This is a genomic window from Pseudomonas sp. UBA1879 (genome assembly GCF_002338065.1).
In the GTDB taxonomy this organism is placed as follows: Bacteria; Pseudomonadota; Gammaproteobacteria; order Pseudomonadales; family Pseudomonadaceae; genus Aquipseudomonas.
In genome coordinates this window covers 946429-970756 of sequence record NZ_DDHJ01000004.1, presented here as the reverse complement: position 1 = coordinate 970756, position 24328 = coordinate 946429, and the positions used below count along the sequence as shown (strand labels likewise).

Annotated in this window: 20 protein-coding genes and 1 pseudogene; 4 read left to right on the top strand and 17 right to left on the bottom strand. The window is 60.5% G+C overall.

Annotated elements, in window-relative coordinates; genetic code table 11:
* Positions 1-18 precede the first annotated feature (18 nt).
* Positions 19-486, bottom strand: a complete 468-nt coding sequence (locus B3N48_RS07435) for a hypothetical protein (RefSeq protein WP_296181411.1) — start codon at positions 484-486, stop codon at positions 19-21.
* A 335-nt stretch (positions 487-821) separates the two neighbouring features.
* Between B3N48_RS07435 and B3N48_RS07430 the strand changes: the two genes are divergently transcribed.
* Positions 822-1058: a DUF2789 domain-containing protein gene (locus B3N48_RS07430; RefSeq protein WP_296181408.1), complete on the top strand. Its 237-nt coding sequence runs from the start codon at positions 822-824 to the stop codon at positions 1056-1058.
* 58 nt (positions 1059-1116) lie between these two features.
* On the opposite strand, the gene B3N48_RS07425 is transcribed toward B3N48_RS07430, so the two are convergent.
* The 12 genes from B3N48_RS07425 to B3N48_RS07370 form a co-directional block, all read right to left on the bottom strand.
* Positions 1117-2583, bottom strand: coding sequence for a T6SS phospholipase effector Tle1-like catalytic domain-containing protein (locus tag B3N48_RS07425; RefSeq protein ID WP_414704198.1), 1467 nt, complete (start codon positions 2581-2583; stop codon positions 1117-1119).
* Positions 2584-2908: 325 nt separating this feature from the next.
* Positions 2909-4546, bottom strand: a complete 1638-nt coding sequence (locus B3N48_RS07420; protein WP_296181404.1) for a methyl-accepting chemotaxis protein — start codon at positions 4544-4546, stop codon at positions 2909-2911.
* A gap of 189 nt (positions 4547-4735) precedes the next feature.
* Positions 4736-5140: a TraR/DksA family transcriptional regulator gene (locus tag B3N48_RS07415; protein ID WP_166597929.1), complete on the bottom strand. Its 405-nt coding sequence runs from the start codon at positions 5138-5140 to the stop codon at positions 4736-4738.
* Between the two features lie 348 nt (positions 5141-5488).
* Positions 5489-6511 carry an ABC transporter permease gene (locus B3N48_RS07410; RefSeq protein WP_296181665.1) on the bottom strand — a complete coding sequence of 341 codons (1023 nt, stop codon included), beginning with the start codon at positions 6509-6511 and terminating at the stop codon, positions 5489-5491.
* A 74-nt stretch (positions 6512-6585) separates the two neighbouring features.
* Positions 6586-8148: a sugar ABC transporter ATP-binding protein gene (locus B3N48_RS07405; protein WP_296181400.1), complete on the bottom strand. Its 1563-nt coding sequence runs from the start codon at positions 8146-8148 to the stop codon at positions 6586-6588.
* An 81-nt stretch (positions 8149-8229) separates the two neighbouring features.
* The gene (locus B3N48_RS07400) at positions 8230-9159 is read right to left on the bottom strand and encodes a sugar ABC transporter substrate-binding protein (RefSeq protein WP_296181397.1); all 930 of its coding nucleotides are present in this window, start codon (positions 9157-9159) and stop codon (positions 8230-8232) included.
* Positions 9160-9215: 56 nt separating this feature from the next.
* Complete coding sequence (locus B3N48_RS07395; protein ID WP_296181395.1) at positions 9216-9449, bottom strand: hypothetical protein; 234 nt, start codon at positions 9447-9449, stop codon at positions 9216-9218.
* Positions 9450-9769: 320 nt separating this feature from the next.
* The gene (locus tag B3N48_RS07390; protein WP_296181392.1) at positions 9770-10789 is read right to left on the bottom strand and encodes a Gfo/Idh/MocA family protein; all 1020 of its coding nucleotides are present in this window, start codon (positions 10787-10789) and stop codon (positions 9770-9772) included.
* Between the two features lie 168 nt (positions 10790-10957).
* Entirely contained in the window at positions 10958-12889 is a 1932-nt protein-coding gene (gene iolD / locus B3N48_RS07385) for a 3D-(3,5/4)-trihydroxycyclohexane-1,2-dione acylhydrolase (decyclizing) (protein ID WP_296181389.1), read from the bottom strand.
* A gap of 224 nt (positions 12890-13113) precedes the next feature.
* A complete protein-coding gene (gene iolB, locus B3N48_RS07380) occupies positions 13114-13923 on the bottom strand; it encodes a 5-deoxy-glucuronate isomerase (protein ID WP_296181387.1) in 810 nt (269 codons plus the stop codon).
* A gap of 2 nt (positions 13924-13925) precedes the next feature.
* Positions 13926-14846 (bottom strand): myo-inosose-2 dehydratase, encoded by a 921-nt coding sequence (iolE, locus tag B3N48_RS07375; RefSeq protein ID WP_296181385.1) that lies wholly within the window; start codon positions 14844-14846, stop codon positions 13926-13928.
* 72 nt (positions 14847-14918) lie between these two features.
* Complete coding sequence (locus tag B3N48_RS07370) at positions 14919-16856, bottom strand: bifunctional 5-dehydro-2-deoxygluconokinase/5-dehydro-2-deoxyphosphogluconate aldolase (RefSeq protein WP_296181380.1); 1938 nt, start codon at positions 16854-16856, stop codon at positions 14919-14921.
* Between the two features lie 279 nt (positions 16857-17135).
* Here B3N48_RS07370 and B3N48_RS07365 point away from each other — a divergent pair, with 279 nt between their 5' ends.
* The 3 genes and pseudogenes from B3N48_RS07365 (at position 17136) to B3N48_RS26820 (ending at position 20137) form a co-directional block, all read left to right on the top strand.
* Positions 17136-18059: a MurR/RpiR family transcriptional regulator gene (locus B3N48_RS07365; protein ID WP_296181378.1), complete on the top strand. Its 924-nt coding sequence runs from the start codon at positions 17136-17138 to the stop codon at positions 18057-18059.
* A 662-nt stretch (positions 18060-18721) separates the two neighbouring features.
* Positions 18722-19600: pseudogene (locus tag B3N48_RS26825) on the top strand (PAS domain-containing protein); the annotation flags it as partial.
* A gap of 51 nt (positions 19601-19651) precedes the next feature.
* On the top strand, positions 19652-20137 hold the full coding sequence (locus B3N48_RS26820; protein WP_414704209.1) for a methyl-accepting chemotaxis protein: 486 nt from the start codon (positions 19652-19654) through the stop codon (positions 20135-20137).
* 151 nt (positions 20138-20288) lie between these two features.
* Here B3N48_RS26820 and B3N48_RS07355 read toward each other — a convergent pair whose 3' ends face one another.
* The 4 genes from B3N48_RS07355 to B3N48_RS07340 form a co-directional block, all read right to left on the bottom strand.
* Complete coding sequence (locus tag B3N48_RS07355) at positions 20289-21296, bottom strand: lysylphosphatidylglycerol synthase domain-containing protein (protein ID WP_296181373.1); 1008 nt, start codon at positions 21294-21296, stop codon at positions 20289-20291.
* Positions 21293-22543 carry a cardiolipin synthase ClsB gene (gene clsB, locus B3N48_RS07350; RefSeq protein WP_296181371.1) on the bottom strand — a complete coding sequence of 417 codons (1251 nt, stop codon included), beginning with the start codon at positions 22541-22543 and terminating at the stop codon, positions 21293-21295. Before clsB ends, B3N48_RS07355 begins: the two co-directional genes overlap by 4 nt.
* Positions 22540-23253 (bottom strand): endonuclease/exonuclease/phosphatase family protein, encoded by a 714-nt coding sequence (locus B3N48_RS07345; protein WP_296181662.1) that lies wholly within the window; start codon positions 23251-23253, stop codon positions 22540-22542. The genes clsB and B3N48_RS07345 overlap by 4 nt, the downstream gene beginning before the upstream one ends.
* A gap of 77 nt (positions 23254-23330) precedes the next feature.
* On the bottom strand, positions 23331-24248 hold the full coding sequence (locus tag B3N48_RS07340; RefSeq protein WP_296181368.1) for a DUF72 domain-containing protein: 918 nt from the start codon (positions 24246-24248) through the stop codon (positions 23331-23333).
* Between the last annotated feature and the right edge of the window lie 80 nt (positions 24249-24328).

Genomic DNA, 24328 nt, shown 5'->3' with positions numbered 1-24328 from the left:
CGTTTCAGGGTCGGCGAATCATTCGCTGGCCTTGAACACCAGTTCGCCCTTGCGCCACTTGGCGGCTTTGGCGGTGGCGGCTTTCAGAACCTTGCTCAGGCCCGATGGAATCTGCTCATGGGCTGCGAACACCATGAACACGGTATGCGATTCCTTGAACACAATGCCATGGCCTTCGGGCACTTCGACGAAGGCGTACTCGCCCAGGCCATAAATGGTCATCTTGATGTCGCGGAAGCGGATGTCGAACTTGCCGCCTTCACGGCTGGGTAACACGGCTGCGCGGAAGTGATCACCCACCTTGAGTTCCAGACGCGGTTTGTCATCGACGACCATGGCGCTCTCGGTGTCGATTTCCGACATGTAAATGCCGTCGGGGGACTGCTCGATGACATAAACGAAACGTGCCTGGAACAGCTTTACCAACTTCGCGCGCAAATCGCCAAGCACAAATAACGCGTGGGTATCCAGATTACTGACTGCCAATGTACAAACTCCCAACCTGATATGAACTCGCCCGGCAACCGGCCAGGCAAGGGTAATGACAAGAAAAAAGTGCGCTTCGGGTGCCGGACGTGGCACGACGCTGGATTCTACCGGCTGTGAGTCTATCCGGGATATATGCCTTTCGTCCGTAATGTGGCTGTTTTTGTACACGGAGGTGTCGACGGCGCGGTGTCCAATCGGATCGAGCCGCGGCAGACGAAGGCTGAATCGTTCAGGCAGATGTGTCGAACTCTGGCGTGCATCGCACACTCACATGCAACACAGGGTTATCCCTGATCACGCCAATCACGGCCAAGGCCTTAAAGGGAGACACCATGGAACTCACGACCCCGACGCTTGCGACACTGTTCGAACAACTGGGACTGGATGCCGATGAGCAAAGCATTGATGCTTTCATCGAAGCCCACCCGCTGCCCGATGACGTCAAGCTGATCGATGCCGATTTCTGGAGCCCACAGCAAGCACGCTTTCTGAAAGAAGAGCTGCGCGTTGATGCCGAATGGGCGCCAATCGTTGATGAGCTCAATCAGCGGCTGCATGACCAGAAGTGACACGGGGCATGAAGTGAGGGCGACCTGATTCAGGCCGCCTTCGTTTCGAGCGGCACCATCACATCGGATAACCTCGTTGCGACACGTTGGGAAACCGTTGCCGCCCGTGCATTTCGGGGGCGTGCACGAACAACGTGTCCACCAGTGCGCCTCGCCGCCCCAGCGTGGCATTCCAGTGGGCGGAGCAGTGGATATAGCGCTGATACAGCATCGCTCGCTCCTCGATCGTCAGTGAATCGCCCTGCCCTCGGGCGTACTTCATGAGTTTGTCCGCCACACCCCGCAGCTCAGGCGGCAGGCTCAGGTCCGCCACATCCGGAATGGGCAAGAACGGCACACCCTCATCGCAGGCCAGGCCGTGCATCACCCGCAAATACACCCGCGACAAGTGACCGAACACCCGCCGTTGCAGCTTGACGCTGGCGACCACGGTTTTCATGCCGTGCTTTCCCTGGCCCAGGCGCTCGTGGCATTCCACGCTGATAGAGGATGTGTCATCGGTCGGGTCGATCCAGCGCTGGGCATCCAGCTCGCTCATTTCGGCATGGGTCTGCAGCCAGGCATCCGTGGTGTCGAACGGGGTGTTGACGCTGACCAGACTCCGCCGCGGCCGGGTCAAGGAGACCGTCTCGATGCTCTGGGGCTGATACCCGCCGCCGATATCCGAATGGCTGCCGGGCAGGACGATTTCCTTGGGCCAACCGGGCAGGATGCTGTTCAGCGCAAAGTTGCGACGGTGTTCGTCGGCAGCCACCAGGTGCAGCACCTGTTGCGCGCACCCCGGGGGCAGGAACAGATTGACCCGGGCATTGGCGGCGTCACGCACGTTGCCCAGATCCGCCAGCCCACCGACCGCTGCCACGGTATCGAACAGGCCAATGACCTTCAGTTGAACGCTGCCTCTGGCCCAGGAAAAATCCACCGCCAGCGGCAACTTGCGCGGGTCCAGAATCGGCCCCAACGCGCCACGGGACTGTTTAAGCACTTCATTGGCAAGGTGCCGCGCCGCCGCCGCCCCCCGGCTGAAGCCGAAGAGGTCCAACTCCAGGCCAGCAATGACGCAGCCAGGGTTATGAAGTTCAAACGTTTGAAGAAACGCGTAGACCTTTTTAATTGCACTCGACACTTTCGCGACGACTCCGGTATTCCCCCGCCCAAACCCTTGTCCCGACAGGCGTGAATCGCGACCGCCGGATGTCGTGCCAATGCCGCTTATATAGAAAGCCTGATAAAGCCTCAGTCCACCGCCTTCATTGGATGCCCGGGGTTGATGCCGATATAAATCAGCCAACCTTGCAATATTGGTGAAGTCGTTACTGTAACTGCTGGAGGGGTCGGAGTGGCGACCCCCGCACTCTTTGATATGGGCGCCGTTGTAGACCTCTAACATGGCCTGACAATCGGCGCCAATCTGGCTGTTGACGCGGTTATTGCCCGTGCCATCGAAGAAAATGCCCATGCGGACGATGACACTCAATTTGCCCGCTGCAGAGCGTGATCCCGTACCCCAGTGTAGTGCTGTCATCTGTCATTACCTGTGTATGTTTGGTTACCGTCCGAAGAGAGAATTTACATATTCGGACATATAACTCACAGAATGCGTGCACACAGGGAAACGTCAATACCGCAAAGAGCACTTCAGAAACTTCCCACCGGATTATCAGACTATTAATAAATTCACCACCCAACTTCCCACAACTTATCGGGCGCTGACTGACAAGCAACAACTACACATAAACATGCATTATTAACGCGAACAATAAATAAATATTACTTCTGCATTTTTCTTTTGTGTCGGCGAAGCACTCGGCCCACGTGTTCCCACGCCAAGTGCCTTCCAACGTTCACGCTCAACGTCGAGGGTCAAGGCCGCTTTCGGGCTTGTAGCCCAGCCGCAAGCCGCCCCAATGCCGTCCTTTGACCTTGATCGGTACGGACAGATCGTGCATCAGCTCGCCAGTGTCGCGGGTATAGGTTTGCAACAGCACGGCCTGCTGATGGCTGCCACAGCGAATTCCGGTGCGGTCGTCGAATTTGCGTTTGGTGCGGTTGCTCACGGTGTCGACGGCCGCATCCCCGGTGAGCGGCTGGCTGAACGCCTGGTTGTGAGTCGGCACATAACCCTCCTGGGTGCAGGCAATGGCGAACACCAGGCCTTCGTGCCGGCTCAGCAGTGGCTCTTGGATCGCTGGCAGCACCTGATCGGTGTAGCGGTCGAAGCGCGTCTGAAATTTCGCTGGCGAGGTATTGGCGATGGGTTGATAGCGGCGGTCGAACAGGTCGTCCAGGCTGACGCGGCCCTGATCGATGTCCTGCTCGAACTGGCGCGCAATCTGAGCGGCGCCCTCGCGAGCCAGGTCGTAGATGCGTTGGTGATAGTCATCCAGACCCACTTCGGCCAGACGTTCGCTGATGGTTTCGGCCTGGCCTTCCATCTGCACGGCGGATTTCGCCAGTTGACGGGTCTGATCGTCACTGATCGCCAGATCACTGCGCATTTGTTCAATCGCCACGAACAGGCTGCTCAATTGGCCCTGATTGTTCTCGGCACCCGAGGCGATCTCGCTGACCTGCCCTTCGACCCCGGCAGCCAGTCGCGCAATGCTCGCCAGTTGACGGCCCGTGGTTTCGACCTGCTCCACGCCGCTTTGCAGATCGCTCGACAGCTGGCGAATCTGCTCGACCACTTGCGCCGTGCGCTGCTGAATGTCTGCGACCATCCCGCCCACTTCGCCGGTGGCCGTGGCGGTTCGCCCTGCCAGCCCGCGCACCTCGTCCGCCACCACTGCGAACCCGCGCCCATGTTCTCCGGCCCGAGCAGCTTCGATGGCTGCATTGAGCGCCAGCAAGTTGGTCTGGCTGGCAATCGACTGGATAACCGCCGTCACCCGCTGAATGTCTTCGCTGCGCTGGCTCAACGCTTCGATCAACTGACGGCTGCTGTCGGCGCGCTCGCTGAGCTGGTGCATCAAGGCAATGGATGTGTTGAGCACGGTCAGCCCCGCATCGCTGCTTTGCCGCACTTCGCTGGCCGCGCCCAAGGCTTGCTGGCTGAGGGAGGACGTGGCCCGCTCGGTGGCAATCATCACGTCGGCGCTGTTGACGATCTGTTCGGCGGCATCGACTTGCGATTGCAGTTTGCCCGCCAGTTGCTTGACCGAAAACGCCACCGCCGCCGCCGACAACGCGTTGTGGCTGGTGCTGCGGGACAGGTCTTGGGTCAGGCGTTCGAGGGTGTCTTCGGGCTGGCCGGCAGACTCGGCCTCAGTTCGGCGGGGAAAAAAACGTGGCAGCCACAGGGTCAGCAAGCCAAGGGGCAAGCACACATAGACCGAAACCTCGCCCCATGCCATCGCCGCAAACAGCAGGCACAGCGCCAGACTTTGCAGCGCAAGCGCCAGCCGGCGGGGATGTGACGAAGGCGCAACGCGCTTCGCCGAGTGGTCAGGTGATGTAAGTGCCCCTGTGCCGATGCCGTTAGCCGTCATATCCGTGACCACCCTGCTTATCGTTATTTTGAAAGCATTAAACGCCAGATAGCGGCCATGCGCCATGAGCCGTTAGTGGTAGCCGGTCGGATTTCTGCCGCTCGATCAGTGGGTGGATTCACATATCGCAGGCGACAAAAAGCCCGACGGCCTCGCGAGGCAATCGGGCTTCAAGCCACCGTGGGCGGATCAGGCCTGACGCTGGTGCCGATCAATCTGCTCGTGGCGTTCCTGCGCTTCGATGCAGTATTTGGTGGTCGGGCTGATCAGCAGACGCTTCAGGCCGATGGGCTCACCACTGTCATCGCACCAGCCGAAGGTGTCTTCGGCAATACGGGTCAGGGCCATTTCCAGTTGAGGCAACATGCGCTGATCGCGATCGATCACGTTGACCAGCCAATGGCGCTCTTCTTCGACGGAAGCGGCGTCGGCGGGATCAGCCGGGGTGTCCAGGCTTTCGATAGCGATACGGCTCTGCTCGATGCGCTCGTGGATTTCCACTTTCATGGCTTGCAGCAGCTCGATGAAGAAAGCGTGTTGCTCCGCATTCATGTAGTCATCGGCCGGCATCGCCAGCAACTTTTCCTTGGTCATTGATTTCTCTAATAAAAAAACGTGCATGAGGGCCAATCCAGGGAGCATCTTGGCCCGTCGTAATGGTCGCGAGTCACCAGCGCCGTCGTCTCCAGCCGCACCCGACACTCCATTTACGAGGGGCGGCAGTCTAAGGCCGGGTGTCGTACTCGGCAACATAATTGAACAAGATTCGCTCAACAAGCCCCCAAAACCCTTGTGGTATTGAGCCAAACCTATGTTTCGATTGATTACGGCGTGATGTTTTCGTTGAAGACGCCTTCTGACAGGTCTGTCGCTTTTCGGTTCAAGCCGCCTGAAAACGAAAAGGGCCTGAATCCAGGCCCTTTGTCGATATTGCTCGAGGCTTCAGCGCTTGAGTTTGCGCTTGTTGCGGTATTGGTCGATCACCACCGCGACCACGATGATCAGGCCTTTGATGATGTCTTGCACATAGGCATCGACGCCGACGAAGGTGAACCCGCTGGCCATCACGCCCAGGATCAGCGCGCCGATCACGGTCCCGGTGATACGACCCACGCCGCCTGCCAGGCTCGTGCCGCCGATGACGGCTGCGGCAATCGCGTCCAGTTCGTACGAGACACCCATGCCCGCTTGCCCGGTGGCAGCACGCGCCGAGGCCACTACTCCGGCCAGACCGGCCAGCAGCCCGGCGATGCTGTAGACAATCACCAGATGGCGCTTGACGTTGATCCCGGAAGTGCGCGCTGCCTGCATGTTGCCGCCGATGGCATACGTGTATTTGCCGTACTTGGTGTAGCGCAGGGCGACGTGAAAGATCACCGCAACGACCAGAAAGATGATCACTGGCATCGCCCCCTGTCCGATGGCGGTGTAGGAATCGTTGAGCATGCTCACCGGTTGACCGCCGGTGTAAAAACGCGCCAAGCCACGGGCCGAGACCATCATGCCCAGGGTGGCAATGAACGGCGGGATGCCGGTGATGGCGATGATGCTGCCGTTGATCGCGCCGGCCAGCAGCCCTACCCCAAGCCCGGCGGCGATGGGGATCCACACTGGCAGGTCGGTCAGCGACGGGAACACGGCACGGGTGTAATCGGAGGATTGCGCGAGGCTGGCGGCGATCATCGCGGTCAGGGCCAGCACCGAGCCCGACGACAGGTCGATGCCCGTGGTGATGATCACTTGGGTCACGCCAATGGCGATCATGCCGATGATCGACACCTGCAGGATCATCAGCACCAGGCGCTGGGAGTTCATCAAAAAGCTCTGGTCGCGGACGACCCAGCCGAAGATTTCAAAGATCAGGCCGATGCCGATCAATACCAGAAAGATGCTCAGCTCGGTGGGCATCCGGCGCTTGTGCCGAGTCGGCGCCAGGGCAGGTTTATTGTCGAGTATCGCGTTCATCTTCATCTGTGCCTCTTGTTCTTCTGCAGAGCCGCGTCGGGAACGTCGCGGGCTTCAAGCCCCGTGGCAGGCCGTCAATGGATCGAATGCCCCGATGCCAGGTGCATGACCCGCTCCTGAGTCGCCTCGGCGCGGTCCAGCGTGCCCATCAGTTCGCCTTCGTGCATGACCATCACCCGGTCGCTCATGCCCAGCACTTCAGGCAGCTCCGAAGAAATCATGATCACGGCCATGCCTTCGCTGGCGAGCAGGGAAATCAGCCGGTAGATTTCGGCCTTGGCGCCGACATCGATGCCCCGGGTTGGCTCGTCGAGAATCAGCACTCGTGGATGGGTCATCAGCCAGCGCGCCAGCAGCGCTTTTTGTTGATTGCCGCCGGACAGCGTGTCGATGCACTGCTCCAGCGACGGGGTCTTGACCCGCAGCTTTTTGCACATGTCTTCGCACAACGCGCGCAGCGCTTTCTGATGCACGAAGCCGTTGCCGACGTAATGCGGCAGGACTGCCATTTCCATGTTTTCCAGCACCGACAGGCACGGAAACAGGCCGCTCAGCTTGCGATCTTCGGTCAACAGCGCGAAGCCTTTTTCGATGGCGAAGTGCGGGTCGCTGATTCTGATCGGCACGCCATCCAGCTGAATTTCACCGCCGGTGCAGGGGGTGATGCCGAACAGTGTTTCGGCGACGTTGGTGCGGCCGGAGCCCATCAATCCGGCAATGCCCAGCACTTCACCAGCATGCAAATCGAAAGACACGTCCTTGAACACGCCGTCCAGTGACAGGTTGCGCACCGACAGCAGCCGTTGACCGATTGGCGTGTCGCGCTCGGGGAACAGTTGGGTGAGTTCGCGCCCCACCATCATCGAAATCAGGCTATCGCCGTCCATGCTGTCGGCGCGCTGCAGGCCGATATAGGCGCCATCGCGAAACACCGCCACTTCATCGGCGATGGCGAACACTTCATTCATTTTATGAGTGATGTAGATGATGCCCTTACCCTGCGCCCGCAGGTCGGCAATGATCGAAAAAAGGTGTGCGACTTCCTTTTCGGTGATGGCCGAGGTCGGCTCGTCCATGATCAGCACGTCCGAGTCGTAAGACACCGCCTTGGCAATCTCGACCATCTGCCGCTCGGCGATGCTCAGGTTGCCCACATGTTCTTCGGGATCGAGGTCAATGCGCAGCCGCTCCAGCAGTTCGGCGGTGCAGCGGTGCATGGCGCGGTGATCGACCATGTGCAGGCCATTGAGCTGTTCGCGACCGATCCAGATGTTCTCGGCGATGGTCATGTGCGGCATCAGGTTGAGTTCCTGATGGATCATCGCGATGCCCGATTGCAACGCCGACAGCGGCGTGTCGAACACCACCGGTTTGCCCCGCAAACGGATTTCGCCGGCGTCAGGCTGATAGATCCCGGCGATGATTTTCATCAACGTGGACTTGCCCGCGCCGTTCTCGCCCATCAACGCCAGCACACTGCCGGGACGCACCCGCAGTTCGACGTTGTCCAGCGCCACCACGCCCGGGAAGCCTTTGCTGATGTTGCTGATTTCCAGCAGATAAGGAGGCGGCGCAGCGGAGGCCGCGAGGTCGGCGGTGGTGGTAACGGACGTTGAAGCAGTAGCCGAAGCAAACATGATCACAGGCTCCTCAAGCGACATCGGCGCAGCGGGCCTCAGGTCGGCCGCTGCACCCAGTGCGTTGTCGTGGTGTGAACGTTATTTGAAGGTGTTGACGTTTTCCGGCGTGATCAATTTGAAGGGAATGACGATGGCCTGTTGCGGCAGGGTCTCCTTCTTGGCCAGCTTCACGGCAGCATCGATGGCGCCTTCGCCCTGGCCTTTGGCGTCTTGAAACACCGAGACGGTCAGGTCGCCGTTCTTGACTGCCGCCAGGCCATCCGGCGTGCCGTCGACACCGGCGACCAGCACGTCGCCTTTCTTCTTGCCCGCGCTTTTCAAGGCCATCGCAGCGCCGATCGCCATTTCATCGTTGTTGGCGATCACGGCGTTGAAATCGCGGCCCTGGGTGAGCCAGTCGTTGGTCAGGTCCATGCCCTTTTGACGCTGCCAGGCGCCGGTCTGCTCTTGGGTGATCTTGATGTCCGGGTATTTTTTCAGGACTTCTTTCACGCCCTCGGTGCGGTCGCGGGTCGAGTTGTTGGCCAGCTCGCCCAGCAGAATCACCACCGAGCCTTTGCTGTCCATCTTCTTGGCGAGGTATTCCATCTGCATCCGTCCGGCTTCCTTGTCGTCGGAAGTCACGGAGGCCACGCCTTCGGGAAGTTTCGGGTCATCCGGGCGACGGTTGACGTAGACCAGCGGGATCCCGGCAGCCGTGGCGGCTTTGGTGATACGGGCGGTGGCGGCGGTGTCCACCGGGTTGACGATCAGCGCGTCGACTTTTTTGCCGATCAGCTCCTGCACCTGGTCGAGCTGTTTGTTGACGTCATTGCGGCCGTCGACGAATTGCAGGTCGACGCCGCCCATGTCCTTGACCTTTTTGCCCATGTCTTCGCGCATGTAGGTCAGGTAGGTGTCGTCAAACTGCGACATGGCCACACCAATTTTCAGGTCGGCCGCCAACGCAGCGCCGCTGCTGAGCATCAGGGCCAGTGCCAGCGAGGTAAAACGGGCTTTGGTGTTCATGAACGGTCTTTCTCCAAATTCTTGTTGTTGTATGAATTGGCTAACGACAGCTGTGTTCAGAGGGTATTGCCGGGCGGGGAAAAGGCCGGGGAGGGAAAATGTGCCACCGACACACTCGCCGAGCCGCAGACCATCACGCCCCTGCTTTGAACGCAGAGAACGCGGGCGATGGTTTCGAGGGTTTTGTCGAGCGTGCTGTCGAGGGCAATACGCGACGGCGCCTGGGGGGCGGCGAGCAACGAACGTGATGCGGAACGGCAGACCTTGACGGCTGTTTTGAACATCTTCATCGACGGTACCTGTCTTCTTGGCATTCTTGTTTTTGTGTGAATCGATCAGGCCGGAAGCGTAGCGGATCGGGTCTGAACGTCGAGATTCGGCAACCTGGAAACGACTCTATTGGAAAATAATTTCTACTTCAACCGGTTTTAGAATTTATTTCTATTTTTCTATTTCGATGTTCAACCACGTGTTTTCATGGGTGCAAGCCAGCCCATTGCAGGAGCGCGCTTGCCCGCGATTGCGTCCGGCCAGACAATTCGAGGGTGTCAGCATGACCGCAATCGCGAGCAAGCTCACTCCTACAGAATGCTGAGCCATGGCGTTTGAGTTACAGCGCTATAACTCGTCCTTCCAAGGCGCTGATTCTGGCAGCATCCAGCACCTTCGCGGACGCCACCGCGTCCCGTGCATCCACCGGATTTGGGCGCTGATTCATCACGGCTTCTTGCCATTGCCGGTAGAACGCCAGCCAATCGCCTCGTTCAGACGGGACGCGTTCGCGGTGTTCGCCCTGCTCGAACCAGCCCCAGCGGCGGTGTTCTTCGACGCCCCAGCGTTCGCCTTCGGAGCGGGGCGACAACCCGGCCAGGGCAGCCGCTTCCTGGCCGTCGAGGCCTTCAACGGTATAGCAGCCCTGGGAGCCGTTAACCCGAAAGCGCGGGCCTTGGGCGTTTTGCAGGCAGTTGCCCCACAGATGGGAGGTCACACCCTGTTCATGAATCAATGACACGAAAAAGCCGTGATCGACCGTTTGCTCGGGTGTGGGGAATAACAGTTCGGCATACACCCGCGTGACCGGGCCGAACAACAGCAGCGCTTGATCCACCAGATGGCTGCCCAAATCCCGCAAAATTCCGCCCCCACTTTCCTTGCCCACCGACGACGGCGAATAACGTTCGACGCGCGATTCAAACCGCGTGATTTCACCCAGCACACCTTGATCGATCAGTTTGCGCACGGTGAGGAAATCCGAATCCCAGCGGCGGTTCTGGTACACGCCGAGCAATACGCCCTTGCGTTCGGCGGCGTCGACCAGCGCCTGCGCATCGTTGGCCGAAGGGGCAAACGGCTTGTCGCTGACCACCGGAATGCCGAGCTCGATGGCCTCCAGAATCAGCGCACGACGCGACGCCAGCGGCGTGGAAATCACTACCGCATCGACCCCTGCCGCGACCAGGTCGCCCAGGCTGTCGAATGCCGGGACGTTGGGGTAATCCTTATTCAACGTCTGGCGCCGCTCGGGGGAACGCGTCACCACCCCGGCAAACGTCGCGCCCGGCAGGCTGGCCAGCAACGGCGCGTGAAAGAACCGCCCGCCTTTGCCGTAACCGATGAGTCCGATTTTCATAAAGGTCTACTCCTCTCCACTGTAGGAGCGTGGCTTGTCCCGCGATCGGCTGCGCAGCAGTCGTGAACTCTGACGACGCCATTTGCGTGACACTCCGCGTACACCGATTTTACGGCTGCTGCGCAGCCGATCGCGGGACAAGCCACGCTCCTACACGTTTTGTGTGCATCAATATTTCCGCGCTTTGGCGAGCATCGTTTTCTGCCGTTCATACGCGTCGGCGGTGCCACCGGTGGTGGACACTTCTGCCACGCCCACCCGCCACCAGGACAGGTAACCATGGATCATGGTTTTGGGCAGCACCTTGATGTCGATCAACGTCGAAACGCTTTGCTGGCGCGCATCGGCCAGCGCCGCTTCCAGCTCGTCGACGGTCGTCACTTTATACGTCTTGCAGCCGTAGGCCGCCGCGCTCATGGCGAAATCCACGGGCACGAAGTCACCGTCCAGCAGCCCGGTCTCGGGATTTCGATAACGGAACTCGGTACCGAAGCTGCCCATGCCGTTGCCCATTTGCAGGTTGTTGATGCAACCGAAGGCCATGTTGTCCAGCAGCACCACGTTGACCTTGCGCCGCTCCTGAATCGACGTCGCCAGCTCCGAGTGCAGCATCATGTACGAGCCGTCGCCGACCAGCGCATACACCTCACGCTCGGGCGCGGCCATCTTCACACCCAGCGCCGCGTTCACTTCGTAACCCATGCAGGAATAGCCGTACTCGACGTGATAGCTGTCGACACTGGTGCTGCGCCAGGCCCGCTGTAGATCGCCCGGCAGACTGCCCGCCGCCGCCACGATCACCGCGTCTTGCGGCAACTGCTGATTGAGCACGCCGAGCACGCGGCTTTGGGTCAGGCACGAGCCGGTCATTTCGATGAAATCACGCAGCACCTGCGGGTCCAGATGCCCGGCGACTTCCGGTTGGAAATCCTCAGCCTGGTAGTCGACGGCGTATAAGCGGTCCACTTCCGCATCCAGCGCCGTCCGAGCCTCGCGCGGTGCATCGCCCCATTGCGAACGGTAGTCGCCCAACGCTTCGGTCAGTGCCTGCAACGCCAGTTGCGCGTCGGCCAGCACCTGCACGCCGTCGAGCTTCTGCACGTCGAAGGCGCCGACATTGAGGTTGAGGAACTGCACCTCCGGGTGTTGGAACAGCGATTTGGAGCCGGTGGTGAAGTCGCTGTAACGGGTGCCGACGCCGATGATCAGGTCAGCTTCGCGGGCCAGGGTGTTGGCCGCCAGAGAACCGGTTTCGCCGATGCCGCCCATGTTCAGCGGGTGCGCCGAGACAATCGCGCTTTTGCCCGCCTGGGTTTCGCTGAAGGGGATGTCGAAACGTTCGGCGAACGCTTGCAATTCTGCGGCTGCGCCGGAATAGCGAACGCCGCCGCCACAGATCAGCAGCGGTTTGCGCTTGCCCTTGAGCAGCGTCACCGCGTCTTTGAGCATGGCTTGAGTCGGCGGGCGACGGTCGATGCGGTGCACGCGCTTTTGCAGGAAGGTATCCGGGTAATCGTAGGCCTCGCCCTGTACATCCTGGGGCAGCGCCAGGGTGACCGCGCCGGTGTCTGCAGGGTCGATGAGCACGCGCATTGCATTCAGCGCGGCGCTCATCAACTGCTCGGGGCGATTGATCCGGTCCCAGTATTTGCTCACCGCCTTGAAGGCGTCGTTGGTGCTGATGCTGAGGTCGTGGAAGTGTTCGATCTGTTGCAGCACGGGGTCCGGCTGGCGGCTGGCGTACACGTCGCCGGGCAGCAGCAACAGTGGAATGCGGTTGGCCGATGCGGTGGCGGCAGCGGTGATCATGTTCGCCGCACCGGGGCCGACCGACGAGGTGCAGGCGTAGATTTTGCGCCGCAGGTGCTGCTTGGCGAAGCCCATCGCGGCGTGGCACATGCCCTGCTCGTTGCGGCCTTGATGCACGATCAACTCGCCGCTGTCCTGCTCCAGCGCCTGGCCCACGCCCAGCACGTTGCCGTGGCCAAAAATGGTGAACACCCCGGCGACGAATTTGCTCTGCACGCCATCGACTTCGACGTACTGGTTATCGAGAAACTTCACCAGGGCCTGGGCCATGGTCAATCGTGTCGTGCTCATGCTTGCACCTTGTTTGTATGGGCGGTGATGAAGCTGCATGCGATCTGTCTACCGCACCGCAATACGTTGTAGGAGTGAGCTTGCTCGCGATGGCGGTGTAGCGGGTAGCGCGTGAGGTACTGTTGGATCACTATCGCGAGCAGGCTCACTCCTACAGAGGCATGCGCATCGAGTGTGAGATCGTTGCCCCAGAGCATGGCAACGATCAATTGCCGGATTCAGCATCAAAGATCGATCAACCATTGATGCTGCGGATCGTTGTGAAACTGCCACGCGCGTTTCGGTCCCGCCATCACGTTCAGATAATACGATTCGTAGCCGTACGGCACGCTGACCGGGTGATAGCCCTTCGGCACGGTCACCAGGTCGTTGTTCTCCACCGCCATGGCCTGATCGATGCTGCGGTCGTCGGTGTAGACCCGCTGGAACACGAAGCCTTGGGGCGGGTTGATCTGGTGATAGTAGGTCTCTTCGAGAAAACTCTCGTGGGGCAGGTCGTCCTTGTCGTGCTTGTGCGGCGGGTAGCTGGACGAGTGGCCCGACGGCGTGCGCACTTCCACCACCAGCAGCGAATGCGCAAGTTCGGTGTCCGGCAAAATGTCGCAGATGTAGCGGGTATTGGCCGCCTTGCCGCGCACACTACGCTTCATGCTGTCGGGTGCGATCAATCGCGCGGGCAGGTCTTTCGACGCATCGCCGGGCGCGGCACACACCGCGATCTGCACCGCGCTGAGGGCGGTGACCTGCGCGTGACTGTTGGGCGGCAGGTACACGGCGAAGGGCGATTTGTCTTCGAACACCGACTGTCGGTCGCCGAGGTTTTCCCAGTGGAACGCACCCTGCCCCGGCGCTTCGCCGCTGACACTGACCCGACCGCTGAGCAACACCAGGCACAGTTCCTTGTCGCCCGACTTGACCGGCAGACGTTCGCCCACCGTCAACCGATGAGCCGAAAAACCGACGTATTCCAGCACGCCCTCGCCCAACGCCACGACGTCGCGGCCTTCGGCTTTGCTTTTGACCAGAAGATTCATGTTCAGACGCTCCTTTGTGCAGCGTTCGTTTCGTGGGCCGCCGCGAGAAGCGCGCGCAACGTGTCATAGCCCTTCTTCGCGTACACGTAGCTCGGCGCCACGGCCGGATCCTGTTCGGCTTCCACCACCAGCCACCCTGCGTAATCCGCCTCGATCAACACGTCGAGCAAGGCCGCGAAGTCGATATCGCCGTCCCCCGGTACCGTGAACGTGCCGTTGACGATGCAGTCCGGAAAGCTCCACAAGTGATTGCGCGCCAGTTGCACCACCGGTTTACGCACGTCCTTGAAGTGCACGTGACAGACCCGGTCGATGTGTTTGCGCAACACCTGCAATGGCTCGCCGCCGCCCATGTAGCAATGCCCGGAATCGAACAAAAGGCCGACTTCGCTGCCGGTCAACGCCATGAGCATATCGATGTCTTCCGGGGATTCGACGTAGGCACCCATGTGGTGGTGATACGCCAGCCGCACGCCTTGGGACAGGGTGAAACGCGCCAGTTCGGTGAGCTTGTCGGCATAGGTCTGCCACGCGCGGTCGCTGTGAAAACGCGGACGCTCGACCAGACGAATACGCTGGCCCTGAATCGAATCCGCCACTTCGCCGTACACCAGCACCTGGGCGCCGTTGTGTTTCAGCAGATCGACATGGCCGGCGATGGCGTCGATTTCCTCGGCCACTGAACGGCTCGCGAGACGGCTGGAATACCAGCCCGACACCAGCGCCAGCCCGTAGGGCTTGAGGACGTCGGCGACGCCCTTGGCGTCTTTCGGAAACTTGCCGTTGAGTTCAAAGCCCTCGTAGCCGATGGCCTTGCCTTCGCTGAGCGCCGTACTCAGCGGGGTTTCGCCGCCCAGGGCCGGGAGGTCGTCGTTGCTCCAGGAAATCGGATTGATGCCAATTCGGATTGCGGAAGCGGGCATGTCTGCACCTTTATTGTTCTTGTCGCTTTGGAAAGTGTTCACGCGGGTCAGAACCATGATCAGCGTAGGGCCTCAGCCGCGTGCCTCGCGCCAGGATTCGATCAGGAAGCCGAAGGTGCTTTGCACCCGGCTGATCAGCCCGGCGTCGTCGATTTCCCCCGCCAGCCAGGCACGGCTGGGCTCGTGGAAAATCGTGCGGCCTACGGCAAAACCCCGACAGGTCGTGCTGTGGCGGGCTTCGCGAAAACCGGCAGCGAGGGTTTCCGCCGGGGCATTCAGGCCCAGCAGCACCACGCCCCGGCAGTATGGGTCGCGTTCCTGAATCAGCGCGTCGAGTTGTTCCCACGTCTCGGCGGACTGGCTTTCGATCTTCCACCACGCGGGATAAATCCCGAGGTTGTACAGGCGTTTCAGTGAACGGTAGATGACGTCAGGGTGTGCGCCGGGCAGGTCTTTCGGCGGGATGATCTCCAGCAGCAGTTCATGGCCGCTGACCAGGGAGGCCTGGTAGAGGCCCATCAGTTGCGCCTCCTGCTCAAGCCGCAACATGGGCTCGTCGTCCGGGTGGTATTGCACCAGGCACTTGATGATCTGCTCTTTGGGCCACATCACGAGGTCGCTGCCCACTGACCGGCCTTGCTCGAACGCCAACGGGCGCGAACCCTGGACTTCAACGGGACGGGCGATCCACCAGTCGCGACCGCTGGCGGCGTTCAAGGCATCCTGGCCAAAACGCTGATCCGCGAGCAGGCCCACATCCGCCTCGATACCACGCTTGTTCAAGTCAGCCTCGACGCGCTCGACGGCCTGTATGAACAGCTGCTTGAGCAGGCCGATGCAGGCCAGATCGCGCCCGGCCTTCTGCGCCAGCTCGACCAATTGCCCACGATGATCGAAGGCGAAGATGAACAACTGTTTCCAGGTCTTGCGCGGCACGCTGACCCGATGCAGACGTTGCAGCGTTTGATCCTGATCCGGCCGGGTGATCGGCAGCGGGCTGTTGAACAGGTAGTCCAGCTCCACCAGGGTTGGCATGGCCGGGGCGCAGGCGTGGCGGGAGACGACAAGTCCGCCACAGGCATTGGCCAGCTGGCAGCAGCGTGCGTCGCTTTGGTCGTTGAGCCAGCCTTTGAGAAAACCCGACATGAAGGCATCGCCTGCACCCAGCACGTTCAGCACTTCGACGCGTACGCCGGGATAAATTGCGCCATCTTCGAGTCGCGCAGGGATGGCGCCATGAATCACTGTGCAGCCTTGCGGGCCGAGCTTGACCACCAACGTCGCGGCGGTCAGTTCGCGCACCCTGCGCAAGGCGCCGAGCAGATCGCTCGCGCCGCCGGCGATGAGGAATTCTTCTTCGGTGCCGACGATCAGATCGAAGCGCGGCAGGATGCGTTGCACGTGCTGGCTGACGTTCTGGCTGGCCACGAAGCGCGTCTCACCATCCGCCTTGCCGGTCAGGCCCCAGAGGACCGGGCGATAGTCGATGTCGAGGACACGTTTGACGTGGTGCTTTTCGGCGTAGTCCAGTGCCTGGCTGCTGGCCTGGAACACCTGATCAGTGGAGAAATGCGTGCCGGTGATCAGCAGTGCCTTGCTGGAGGCGATCTGTGCTTCGTCGATGTCTTCGGCGTTCAGCGCCATGTCGGCGCAGTTCTCGCGGTAGAACACCAGCGGGAAGGTTTCGCGATCCTTGATGCCCAGCAGCACCATGGCCGTCAGGCGCTCGGCATCGACGGTGATGCCACTGACGTCGCAGCCTTCGCGCGCGAGGGTTTCGACCAGAAAACGCCCCATATGGTCGTCGCCGACGCGGGTCACCATCGCCGACTTCACGCCCAGTCGGGCCGTGCCAAAGGCGATGTTGGCAGACGAACCGCCCAGGTATTTGGCGAAGCTGCTGACGTCTTCGAGGCGCGCGCCGATCTGCTGCGCATAGAGGTCGACGCCCATCCGCCCGAGGCACACCACGTCCAACGTACGTCCACTGGCAAAACGAGTCTGGCCCATGCTGGCTCCTTTTATTTTTATAAGCCTGGCTTCGATGAAGCGCTGTCTGTGGCATGCAGACTAGAACGCGGTCTCGCGCGGATCAATGATTTTTTCCAAATTATTTTCATGTGGAATATTTATTCCAATTTGCGCAAACGGCGGAAGATCGTGCTAAACAGAAGCCACTGCAGGGAAAAGCCACGGTAAACTTCGCCAACGGTCCGGCACACGCTCCGCGGAACCCTGCCAAAACCAGCCATTTGCGTGACACACGAACGAGTCAGAGGATTCATCCGCATGCCAAGCCCCGATCAGCCGAACTCGCCCGAGACCGAGGACACCTTGCCCTCGTCGATCAGTGCGCCAGACACGGCGGACGCGCTGCTCAAGCTGATCACTGCGGAATACGAAGGCCTGCCCCGTCAGCTCAAGCGCATCGCCACTTACATGAGCCAGCAGAGCGACCGAATCATGGTCGACCGCATCAGCGACATCGCGCGGGAATGCGAGGTGCACCCGTCGGCCATCGTGCGTTTCTCCCAGCGTTTCGGCTTTAGCGGGTTCAGCGAAATGCAGGCGCTGTTCCGCGAGGCCTACACCCACAAAGCCACCCCGGTGCAGAACTACCAGCAGCGGATTCGCAGCATGATCGCCAACAAGTCGCAGAAAGCCAGCGGCGGCGACCTCGCGCGGGAGTGCGTCAACGCCACGCTGTCCGGGCTCGAACGGCTGGCGTTGGAGTTGGACGACGACGCCTTCGAGCGCGCGGTGGATCTGGTGGTCAATGCCGACAACATCTATGTCGTCGGCGTGCGACGCTCCTTCGCGGTGGCGGATTATCTGGTCTACAACCTGCAACACACCAACAAGCGGATTCATCTGATCTCCGGGTTGGGCGGCAGCTACCGCGAGCAAATGCGCAGCGTGCGGGCGAATGACCTGGTGATCGCGATCAGCTTCACGCCCTACGGTAAAGAGACCCAGCACTGCCTGCGCATCGCCCAGCATCATCAGGCCAAGACGTTGATCATTACCGACAGCAACCTCTCGCCCCTCGCCAAACGCGCAAATGCCGTGTTGCTGGTAAACGAAGGCAGTTCGTTTGCGTTCCGCTCGCTGAGCGCGACGTTGTGTTTGTGTCAGGCGCTGTTCATAGCCGTGGCGTATCGGTTGGAGTTGAAGGTGGACGAAATGTCGGAGCAGGTGGGGTTTGAGGATTAGGTTTTTGGGCCTGGGTGTGGTGTGAATATCCATTGCTGCGGTAACGGCTACTTGGGGCTTCGCCCTTACGGCGGCTCACTTTTCCAAGAGTCGGAATGCCGAACCACACAAACGTAACCAAAAAGGCCCTGCTCCTGGTTTAGCCTGCACCCGAGTCGCGTTCGGTGGTGTGGAATTTCGCGCAGCAAGGTCAAGATCAAAGGCGAGCGCCGAGCTGCGTCCCAGCGCTATTCCTGTAGGAGCCGCCGGAGGGACGACGGCAGCGAAGCGGTGTATCAGGCAAATCGTTTATCACCGATCTAGCGCTATCGCGGCCGTCGTGCCTCCGGCGGCTCCTACATTCGATCGCGTGTATCCAGCAAACGCGTGCAGTGCAAAAAGGCGCAGTTCCGCTCCGGCTGTTGCTCTGCTCCCACGACCGTACAGACACCACCGAACCCGACTTGGGTGCAGGCCGAAGTCAGGGCCAAACCAGGAGCCAGCCTTTTTTGGTTACATCTGGCTGGGCCGGCGTTCCGGGCGTTTGCCAAAAGTGACTCGCCGTATGGGCGGAACCGTAAGTTGCTGTTACCGCAGCGCTGGATCTGCGCATCACTCAAAATCCTGTACAAAACCCGACGAGCTGTACAACTAACGTGTAGCTTTTTGATATCACGTTTGTGATGATCCATGCACTGCAAAAGGAAATGGCAGCTGAGCACAGCCACACGCTCCACGGCCACGGAAAGGCACCCTTTTCCGTTCCTCTTGCCTGGGCCGCCATCATGTTTTTCGACTCGTCAAAGACCAAGACTATCCAGGACCTGCAGCTGACCGTCGCGCACCAGGCCAGCCTGCTGGAAGCCATCGGCCGCTCCATGGCGAGCATCGAATTCGACCTGGACGGGGTCGTGCTCAGCGCCAACGAGAATTTCTACACGGCCATGCGCTATCGCCCCGAACAGGTGATCGGCCAGCCGCACCGCATGTTCTGCACCCCTGAACACGCCCGCAGTCAGGAGTACACGCAGCTGTGGTCGCGCTTGCGCAACGGCGAGTTCGTGTCCGCGACATTCCAGCGGGTGGCTGGCGACGGCAGTACAGTGTGGCTGGAGGCAAGCTACAACCCGGTACGGGACGCCAGTGGCAAGGTGTGCAAGATCGTCAAATATGCGATGGACGTGACGGAGCGGCTCAAGGCCGAAACCGAATCACGCAGCAAGCTGCAGGCCATTGACCGCTCCATGGCGGTGATCGAGTTCGACCTGGAAGGCCGTGTGCTGGCCGCCAACGACAATCTGCTGCGTTTGCTGGGCTACAGCCGTCAGGAATTGATCGGCAAGCCGCACAGGCAGCTCTGTCCTCCCGAGCTCATCAGCAGCCCCGACTATCAAGACTTCTGGCGCCGCTTGAACAAGGGCGAATTTTTCAGCGGCCAGTTCAAACGCATCGGCAAACACGGGCAGACCTTGTGGCTGGAGGCCTCGTATAACCCGGTCTACAACGCCTGCGGCCAGCTGAGCAAAATCGTCAAATTTGCCTCCGACGTCACCGCGCGGATCGAGAAGCACGAACAGGACGCCCACAGCGCGGCGCAGGCGTATCACATTTCGGTGCAGACCCAGAAAGTCGCCGAGCAAGGCACCCAGGTGATTCAGCAGGCGGCAGGTGAAATGCGCCAGATTTCGCAGAACATCGAAGATTCGTCGCGCATCATCGGCCAGTTGGGCGAGCGCTCCGAGCAGATCACTGCCATCGTCAATACGATTCACAGCATCGCCGATCAGACCAACCTGCTGGCGCTGAACGCTGCGATTGAAGCGGCACGCGCCGGCGACCAGGGCCGCGGGTTCGCCGTGGTGGCTGACGAAGTGCGGCAATTGGCAGGCCGCACCAGCCGCTCGACCCAGGAGATTTCCGAAATGATTCAACTGATCCAGACCGAAACCCGACAGGCCATCCTCAGCATGGACAACACCCGCAGCAACGCGGCCAAAGGTGTCGACCTGGCGGATCAGGCAGGGTCGGCGATCGTGCAAATCAGCCAAGGGACGAATGAAGCGGTGGATGCGGTAAGGATATTTGCCGGGCGGGATTGATCGCCAAACGTCGGGGCTAAGTCGGTCTACTGTGGGAGCCGGCTTGCTGGCGAAAGTGGAGTGTCAGTCACCTCATCCTTGACTGGCCCACCGCTTTCGCCAGCAAGCCGGCTCCCACAGTTCTAACCACAGCGTGCCAGACGTCTCGCGATCAATCCGCCATCCGCGCCTCGTTCTTGTTGCGCATGGCCTTGGCGCGTTTCTCCAGCACCGCGTAAACGATCAGCGCCAGCATCAGCGGAATCAGGAAATAGATCACCCGATACCCGATCAACGCCGCCAGCAGTTGACCCTTGCTGAACTGGTGCTGCATCAGGGTGATGAACACGGTCTCCAGCACGCCCAGCCCTGCCGGTATGTGCGCGATGACCCCGGCGATGCTGCTGATCAGCAGGATTCCCAGCACCGCCGGATAGAAGGCTTTTTCCGGCAGCAGTACGTAAATCAACAGCGCCATCAGCCCCCAGTTCAAGGCCCCGAGCAGCGCCTGGCGCAGTGCCTGATTCAGCGAGGGAAGAACCAGCTGCTGTTTGCGGATCGTGAAGGTGCGTTTGCGCGAGAAGCGGCACGCCAGGAAATACCCGAAACACACGACCAACAGCACCACGCCGATCAGCTGCAACGTGGTGTCACCGATTTTCCAGCCGTCTGGCAAATCGATAAACCCGCCGGCAAACACGAACCCGGCCAGCAGCATGTAGCCGAGCCAGTTGGTGATCAGGCTCAGGCTGAGGATTCGGGTGATGGTCGGCACGTCCAGACCCAGCCGCGAATAGAGACGATAGCGCAACGCGATGCCGCCGACCCATGAACTGAGGTTCAGGTTGAACGCGTAACAGACGAACGTCACTGGCACGATCTGCGCCACCGACAGCTTATGCTCGGTGTAACGCCGGGCCAGCACGTCGAAGCCGCAGTACGTGAGGTAACTGCCCGCCGCGATCACGAAACCCAGCGCCAGCGTGCTGACCTTGTATGACTCCAACGCGTGCATCACCTCGTTCCAGTCGAGGTTCTTCATCAGCATGAACAGCATCACCGGCACGGCGATAAAGAAAAACACCGTCAAACCGCGCTTGGCCCACGTCAGCCAGACCTTGTGTTTGCCAGCCGCTGCGGGCTTTTCCGGATGGGTTGACGCGTGCGATACGCCACTCATAGCGACTTCTCCTGGTCGGGCGACAGCTCGTTCTTGAGCACTTCGGCTTCGGGAATGGCATCTGGCGCGCGGACTGGCTTCAGTCGCGGCCCATGCACCGGGAACAATCCGGCAATGGCCGGAAAATGCCGCAGAAAGTGAAAGCTGAAAAAGATCATCGGCGCCCGCCACCACTGCCCTTTGGCCAAGCCCTTGAGGTTGACCTGTTTGCTTTGAGTGGCCGCCAGTTCCTGCAAATGCTCGTGCAGCTGATGGTTCAACGCGCGATCACGGATGAACAGGTTGGCCTCCAGGTTCAGCGCCAGACTCAGAGGATCCAGATTGCTGGAACCGATGGTGGACCATTCCTGGTCAACCAGCGCGACCTTGCCGTGCAGCGCCCGCTGTTTGTATTCGTGAATGATCACGCCCTCGCGCAGCAGCCAGGTGTAGGTCAGGCGCGAACACACACGCACGAACGGCATGTCCGGCTGGCCCTGAAGAATCAGCGTGACCTTGACCCCGCGCCGCGCGGCGTTGCGCAGCTCCCGCAGGAAACGGTAGCTGGGGAAGAAATAGGCATTGGCGATGGTGATGCGCTGATTGGCGCTGCGCATGGCCAAGAGGTACTGCTCTTCGATGTCGGTGGTGTGGCGCCGATTGTCGCGTTCAGCCATCAGCATGCGTGCGCTGCCGGCCTTGCGGGTCACCACTTTGAGCGGCGTGAAGCCCTTACGCAGCGCGGGGCTGAGCATGTTCAGGGTCGAGCGGTAAATGTCCGCCACAATCGGGCCGCGAACGAGCACCGCGTAATCCTGTTTGGCCGTGATGCCGGTGTCGGTCATGTGGTCGACGCTGTAATTGATGCCGCCCATGAACGCCAGTTCAGCGTCGATGACCACCACTTTGCGGTGCAACCGGCGAAACAGGTTGGTGCGCATGCCCATGAGCTTCGGGCGTGGATCGAACAGCTGGATTTGCACGCCCGCGCTGATCATCGCTTGCACGAACGCGGTGCTGAGATCGCTGGTGCCGTAGTCGTCCACGGTAATCACCACCCGCACGCCCCGGCTCGCCGCTTCGATGACGGCTTGCTGCAAGCCCTCGCCAACGCGGTCTTCAAAGATGATGAAGGTTTCGATCAGCACCTCGTGCCGCGCGGCGCGAATGCACTCGAATACCCGGCCATAAAAATCCTCACCGTTAATCAGCAGCTCGGCGGAGTTGCCGTCCTGCCACACGCCACATCGATCGCTGAACGCTTTCACAGGGTCACCTCCACCGCCAGAGGCGCATGATCGGAAAGATGCGACCAAGGGCGATTCGACAGCACCTTGGGCGCGCGGGTGTGTGCATTACGCACGTAAATTCGGTCCAGTCGCAGCAACGGGAAACGCGCCGGAAAGCTCCGGGCAGGCGCGCCGAAAGACTCCACGAAGACCTCGCGTAAGCCGGTCGGGCTCAGCGCAGCATCGGCTTTCTGCCGCCAGTCGTTGAAGTCGCCAGCGATGATCACCGGTGCGTCGGCAGGCAGGCTCGCCACTAAATCGGCCATCAGCTTGAGTTGCTGCTGACGGTGCCCTTCTTTCAGGCCCAAGTGCACGCAGATCGCGTGGACCTCGCCGGAACGCGGCACGTCCAGCACACAGTGCAGCAGGCCGCGCTCTTCAGTGCCGGTGATCGAGATGTCGAGGTTTTCATGGCGGATGATCGGGTATTTGGACAACAGCGCGTTGCCATGATGGCCGTGGGGGTAGACGGCGTTACGCCCGTAGGCGAAGTCTTTCCACATGCTGTCAGCGAGGAATTCGTACTGCGACTGGGTCGGCCAGTCCTTGACCTTCTGGGCATGGTTTTGCTGCTCGCCGTGGACTTCCTGCAAAAACACCACGTCCGCCGACACGCTGCGCACGGCGTCGCGCAATTCCGGCAGGATGAACCGGCGATTGAGAAAGCCGAAGCCCATGTGCATGTTCATGGTCAGCACATTCAGGGAAATCTCGGTTGACGCGGCCTGGCGTCGGCCTGTGATGTCTTCGGGGGTCAGGGCTCGGGTCAAAACGTCACTCCTTGCAGATCCCCGGGGGCGACTTCCAGGTCGGCGGTCAGTTCGAAACGTTGCAACAAGGCCCTGGCGTCGTAAGGGGCGCGTACCTTGATGTCGTTGTCGAAGTAGCAATAAATGTCGCGCGTCTTGCGCGCCCGGGGTGGCTTGGGTTCGGCGACGTGTGCGTCCTCGGGTTGCCCGCCGTGGCGCCACAACTCGATCCGGTCGCCCCAGCGTTTGAGGGCGTTTTCGGTGTAGCCGCTGGCATACAGCTGTTTGTCACCGTGCAGACGCAGGTAGACGAAATCACAGGTGAGGTCTTCGAGGTACGGCCACTTGCCGGCCGTGTCGGCGACCACCAGCGCCACGTTGTAAGTGCGCAGCAGTCGAATGAATTCGGGCACGGCAAAGCTTTCGTGGCGGATTTCGACGGCATGGCGCAGCCGGGCCTTGGCAGGAATGTCGAGGTAACCCGGTTTTTCCATCCGCTCGGCGCAGCCTTTGGCGCATGCCTTGGCGGCCTTTCCGTCATGGGGCAGTCGCTTGAGGAAGGCTTCGAACTTCGCCGCGTCGAATTTGAAGTTCGGTGGAAACTGCCAAAGGATCGGCCCCAGCTTGTCCCTGAGCTTGAAAATCCCCGAAGCGAAGAAATTAGCCAGAGCTTCATCGATGTCGTTCAGGCGTTTGACATGGGTGATGTAGCGCGGCGCCTTGAGGCTGAACACGAAGCCCTTGGGGGTGTCGGCGTACCAGCGGGCATAGAGATCCGGCGACTGCAGAGAATAGAACGAGCCATTGATTTCAATGCTGTTCACGGCTCTGGAGGCGAATTTGAGTTCGTTTTTCTGGGCCAGTTTCTCCGGGTAGAAATCCCCGCGCCATGGCACATAGCGCCAGCCCGATATGCCGATTCGGATATCGCTCATGCAAGTGCTCTCTGTGCTCACCCCCACGGCGGATGCCGCGACGGGTCTGAACAAGAGATAAGAAGCCTGGGAGCGAGGCA

Coding starts and splice junctions, on each gene's coding strand:
- B3N48_RS07415 (WP_166597929.1), bottom strand. CDS start 5,140: ATGACCAAGGAAAAGTTGCTGGCGATGCCGGCCGATGACTACATGAAT.
- B3N48_RS07400 (WP_296181397.1), bottom strand. CDS start 9,159: ATGAACACCAAAGCCCGTTTTACCTCGCTGGCACTGGCCCTGATGCTC.
- B3N48_RS07425 (WP_414704198.1), bottom strand. CDS start 2,583: ATGACAGCACTACACTGGGGTACGGGATCACGCTCTGCAGCGGGCAAA.
- B3N48_RS07365 (WP_296181378.1), top strand. CDS start 17,136: ATGCCAAGCCCCGATCAGCCGAACTCGCCCGAGACCGAGGACACCTTG.
- B3N48_RS07340 (WP_296181368.1), bottom strand. CDS start 24,248: ATGAGCGATATCCGAATCGGCATATCGGGCTGGCGCTATGTGCCATGG.
- iolD (WP_296181389.1), bottom strand. CDS start 12,889: ATGAGCACGACACGATTGACCATGGCCCAGGCCCTGGTGAAGTTTCTC.
- B3N48_RS07395 (WP_296181395.1), bottom strand. CDS start 9,449: ATGAAGATGTTCAAAACAGCCGTCAAGGTCTGCCGTTCCGCATCACGT.
- B3N48_RS07410 (WP_296181665.1), bottom strand. CDS start 6,511: ATGAACGCGATACTCGACAATAAACCTGCCCTGGCGCCGACTCGGCAC.
- B3N48_RS07345 (WP_296181662.1), bottom strand. CDS start 23,253: ATGAACATGCACATGGGCTTCGGCTTTCTCAATCGCCGGTTCATCCTG.
- B3N48_RS07390 (WP_296181392.1), bottom strand. CDS start 10,789: ATGAAAATCGGACTCATCGGTTACGGCAAAGGCGGGCGGTTCTTTCAC.
- iolE (WP_296181385.1), bottom strand. CDS start 14,846: ATGCCCGCTTCCGCAATCCGAATTGGCATCAATCCGATTTCCTGGAGC.
- B3N48_RS07355 (WP_296181373.1), bottom strand. CDS start 21,296: ATGAGTGGCGTATCGCACGCGTCAACCCATCCGGAAAAGCCCGCAGCG.
- B3N48_RS07370 (WP_296181380.1), bottom strand. CDS start 16,856: ATGGGCCAGACTCGTTTTGCCAGTGGACGTACGTTGGACGTGGTGTGC.
- B3N48_RS07405 (WP_296181400.1), bottom strand. CDS start 8,148: ATGTTTGCTTCGGCTACTGCTTCAACGTCCGTTACCACCACCGCCGAC.
- B3N48_RS07420 (WP_296181404.1), bottom strand. CDS start 4,546: ATGACGGCTAACGGCATCGGCACAGGGGCACTTACATCACCTGACCAC.
- B3N48_RS07430 (WP_296181408.1), top strand. CDS start 822: ATGGAACTCACGACCCCGACGCTTGCGACACTGTTCGAACAACTGGGA.
- iolB (WP_296181387.1), bottom strand. CDS start 13,923: ATGAATCTTCTGGTCAAAAGCAAAGCCGAAGGCCGCGACGTCGTGGCG.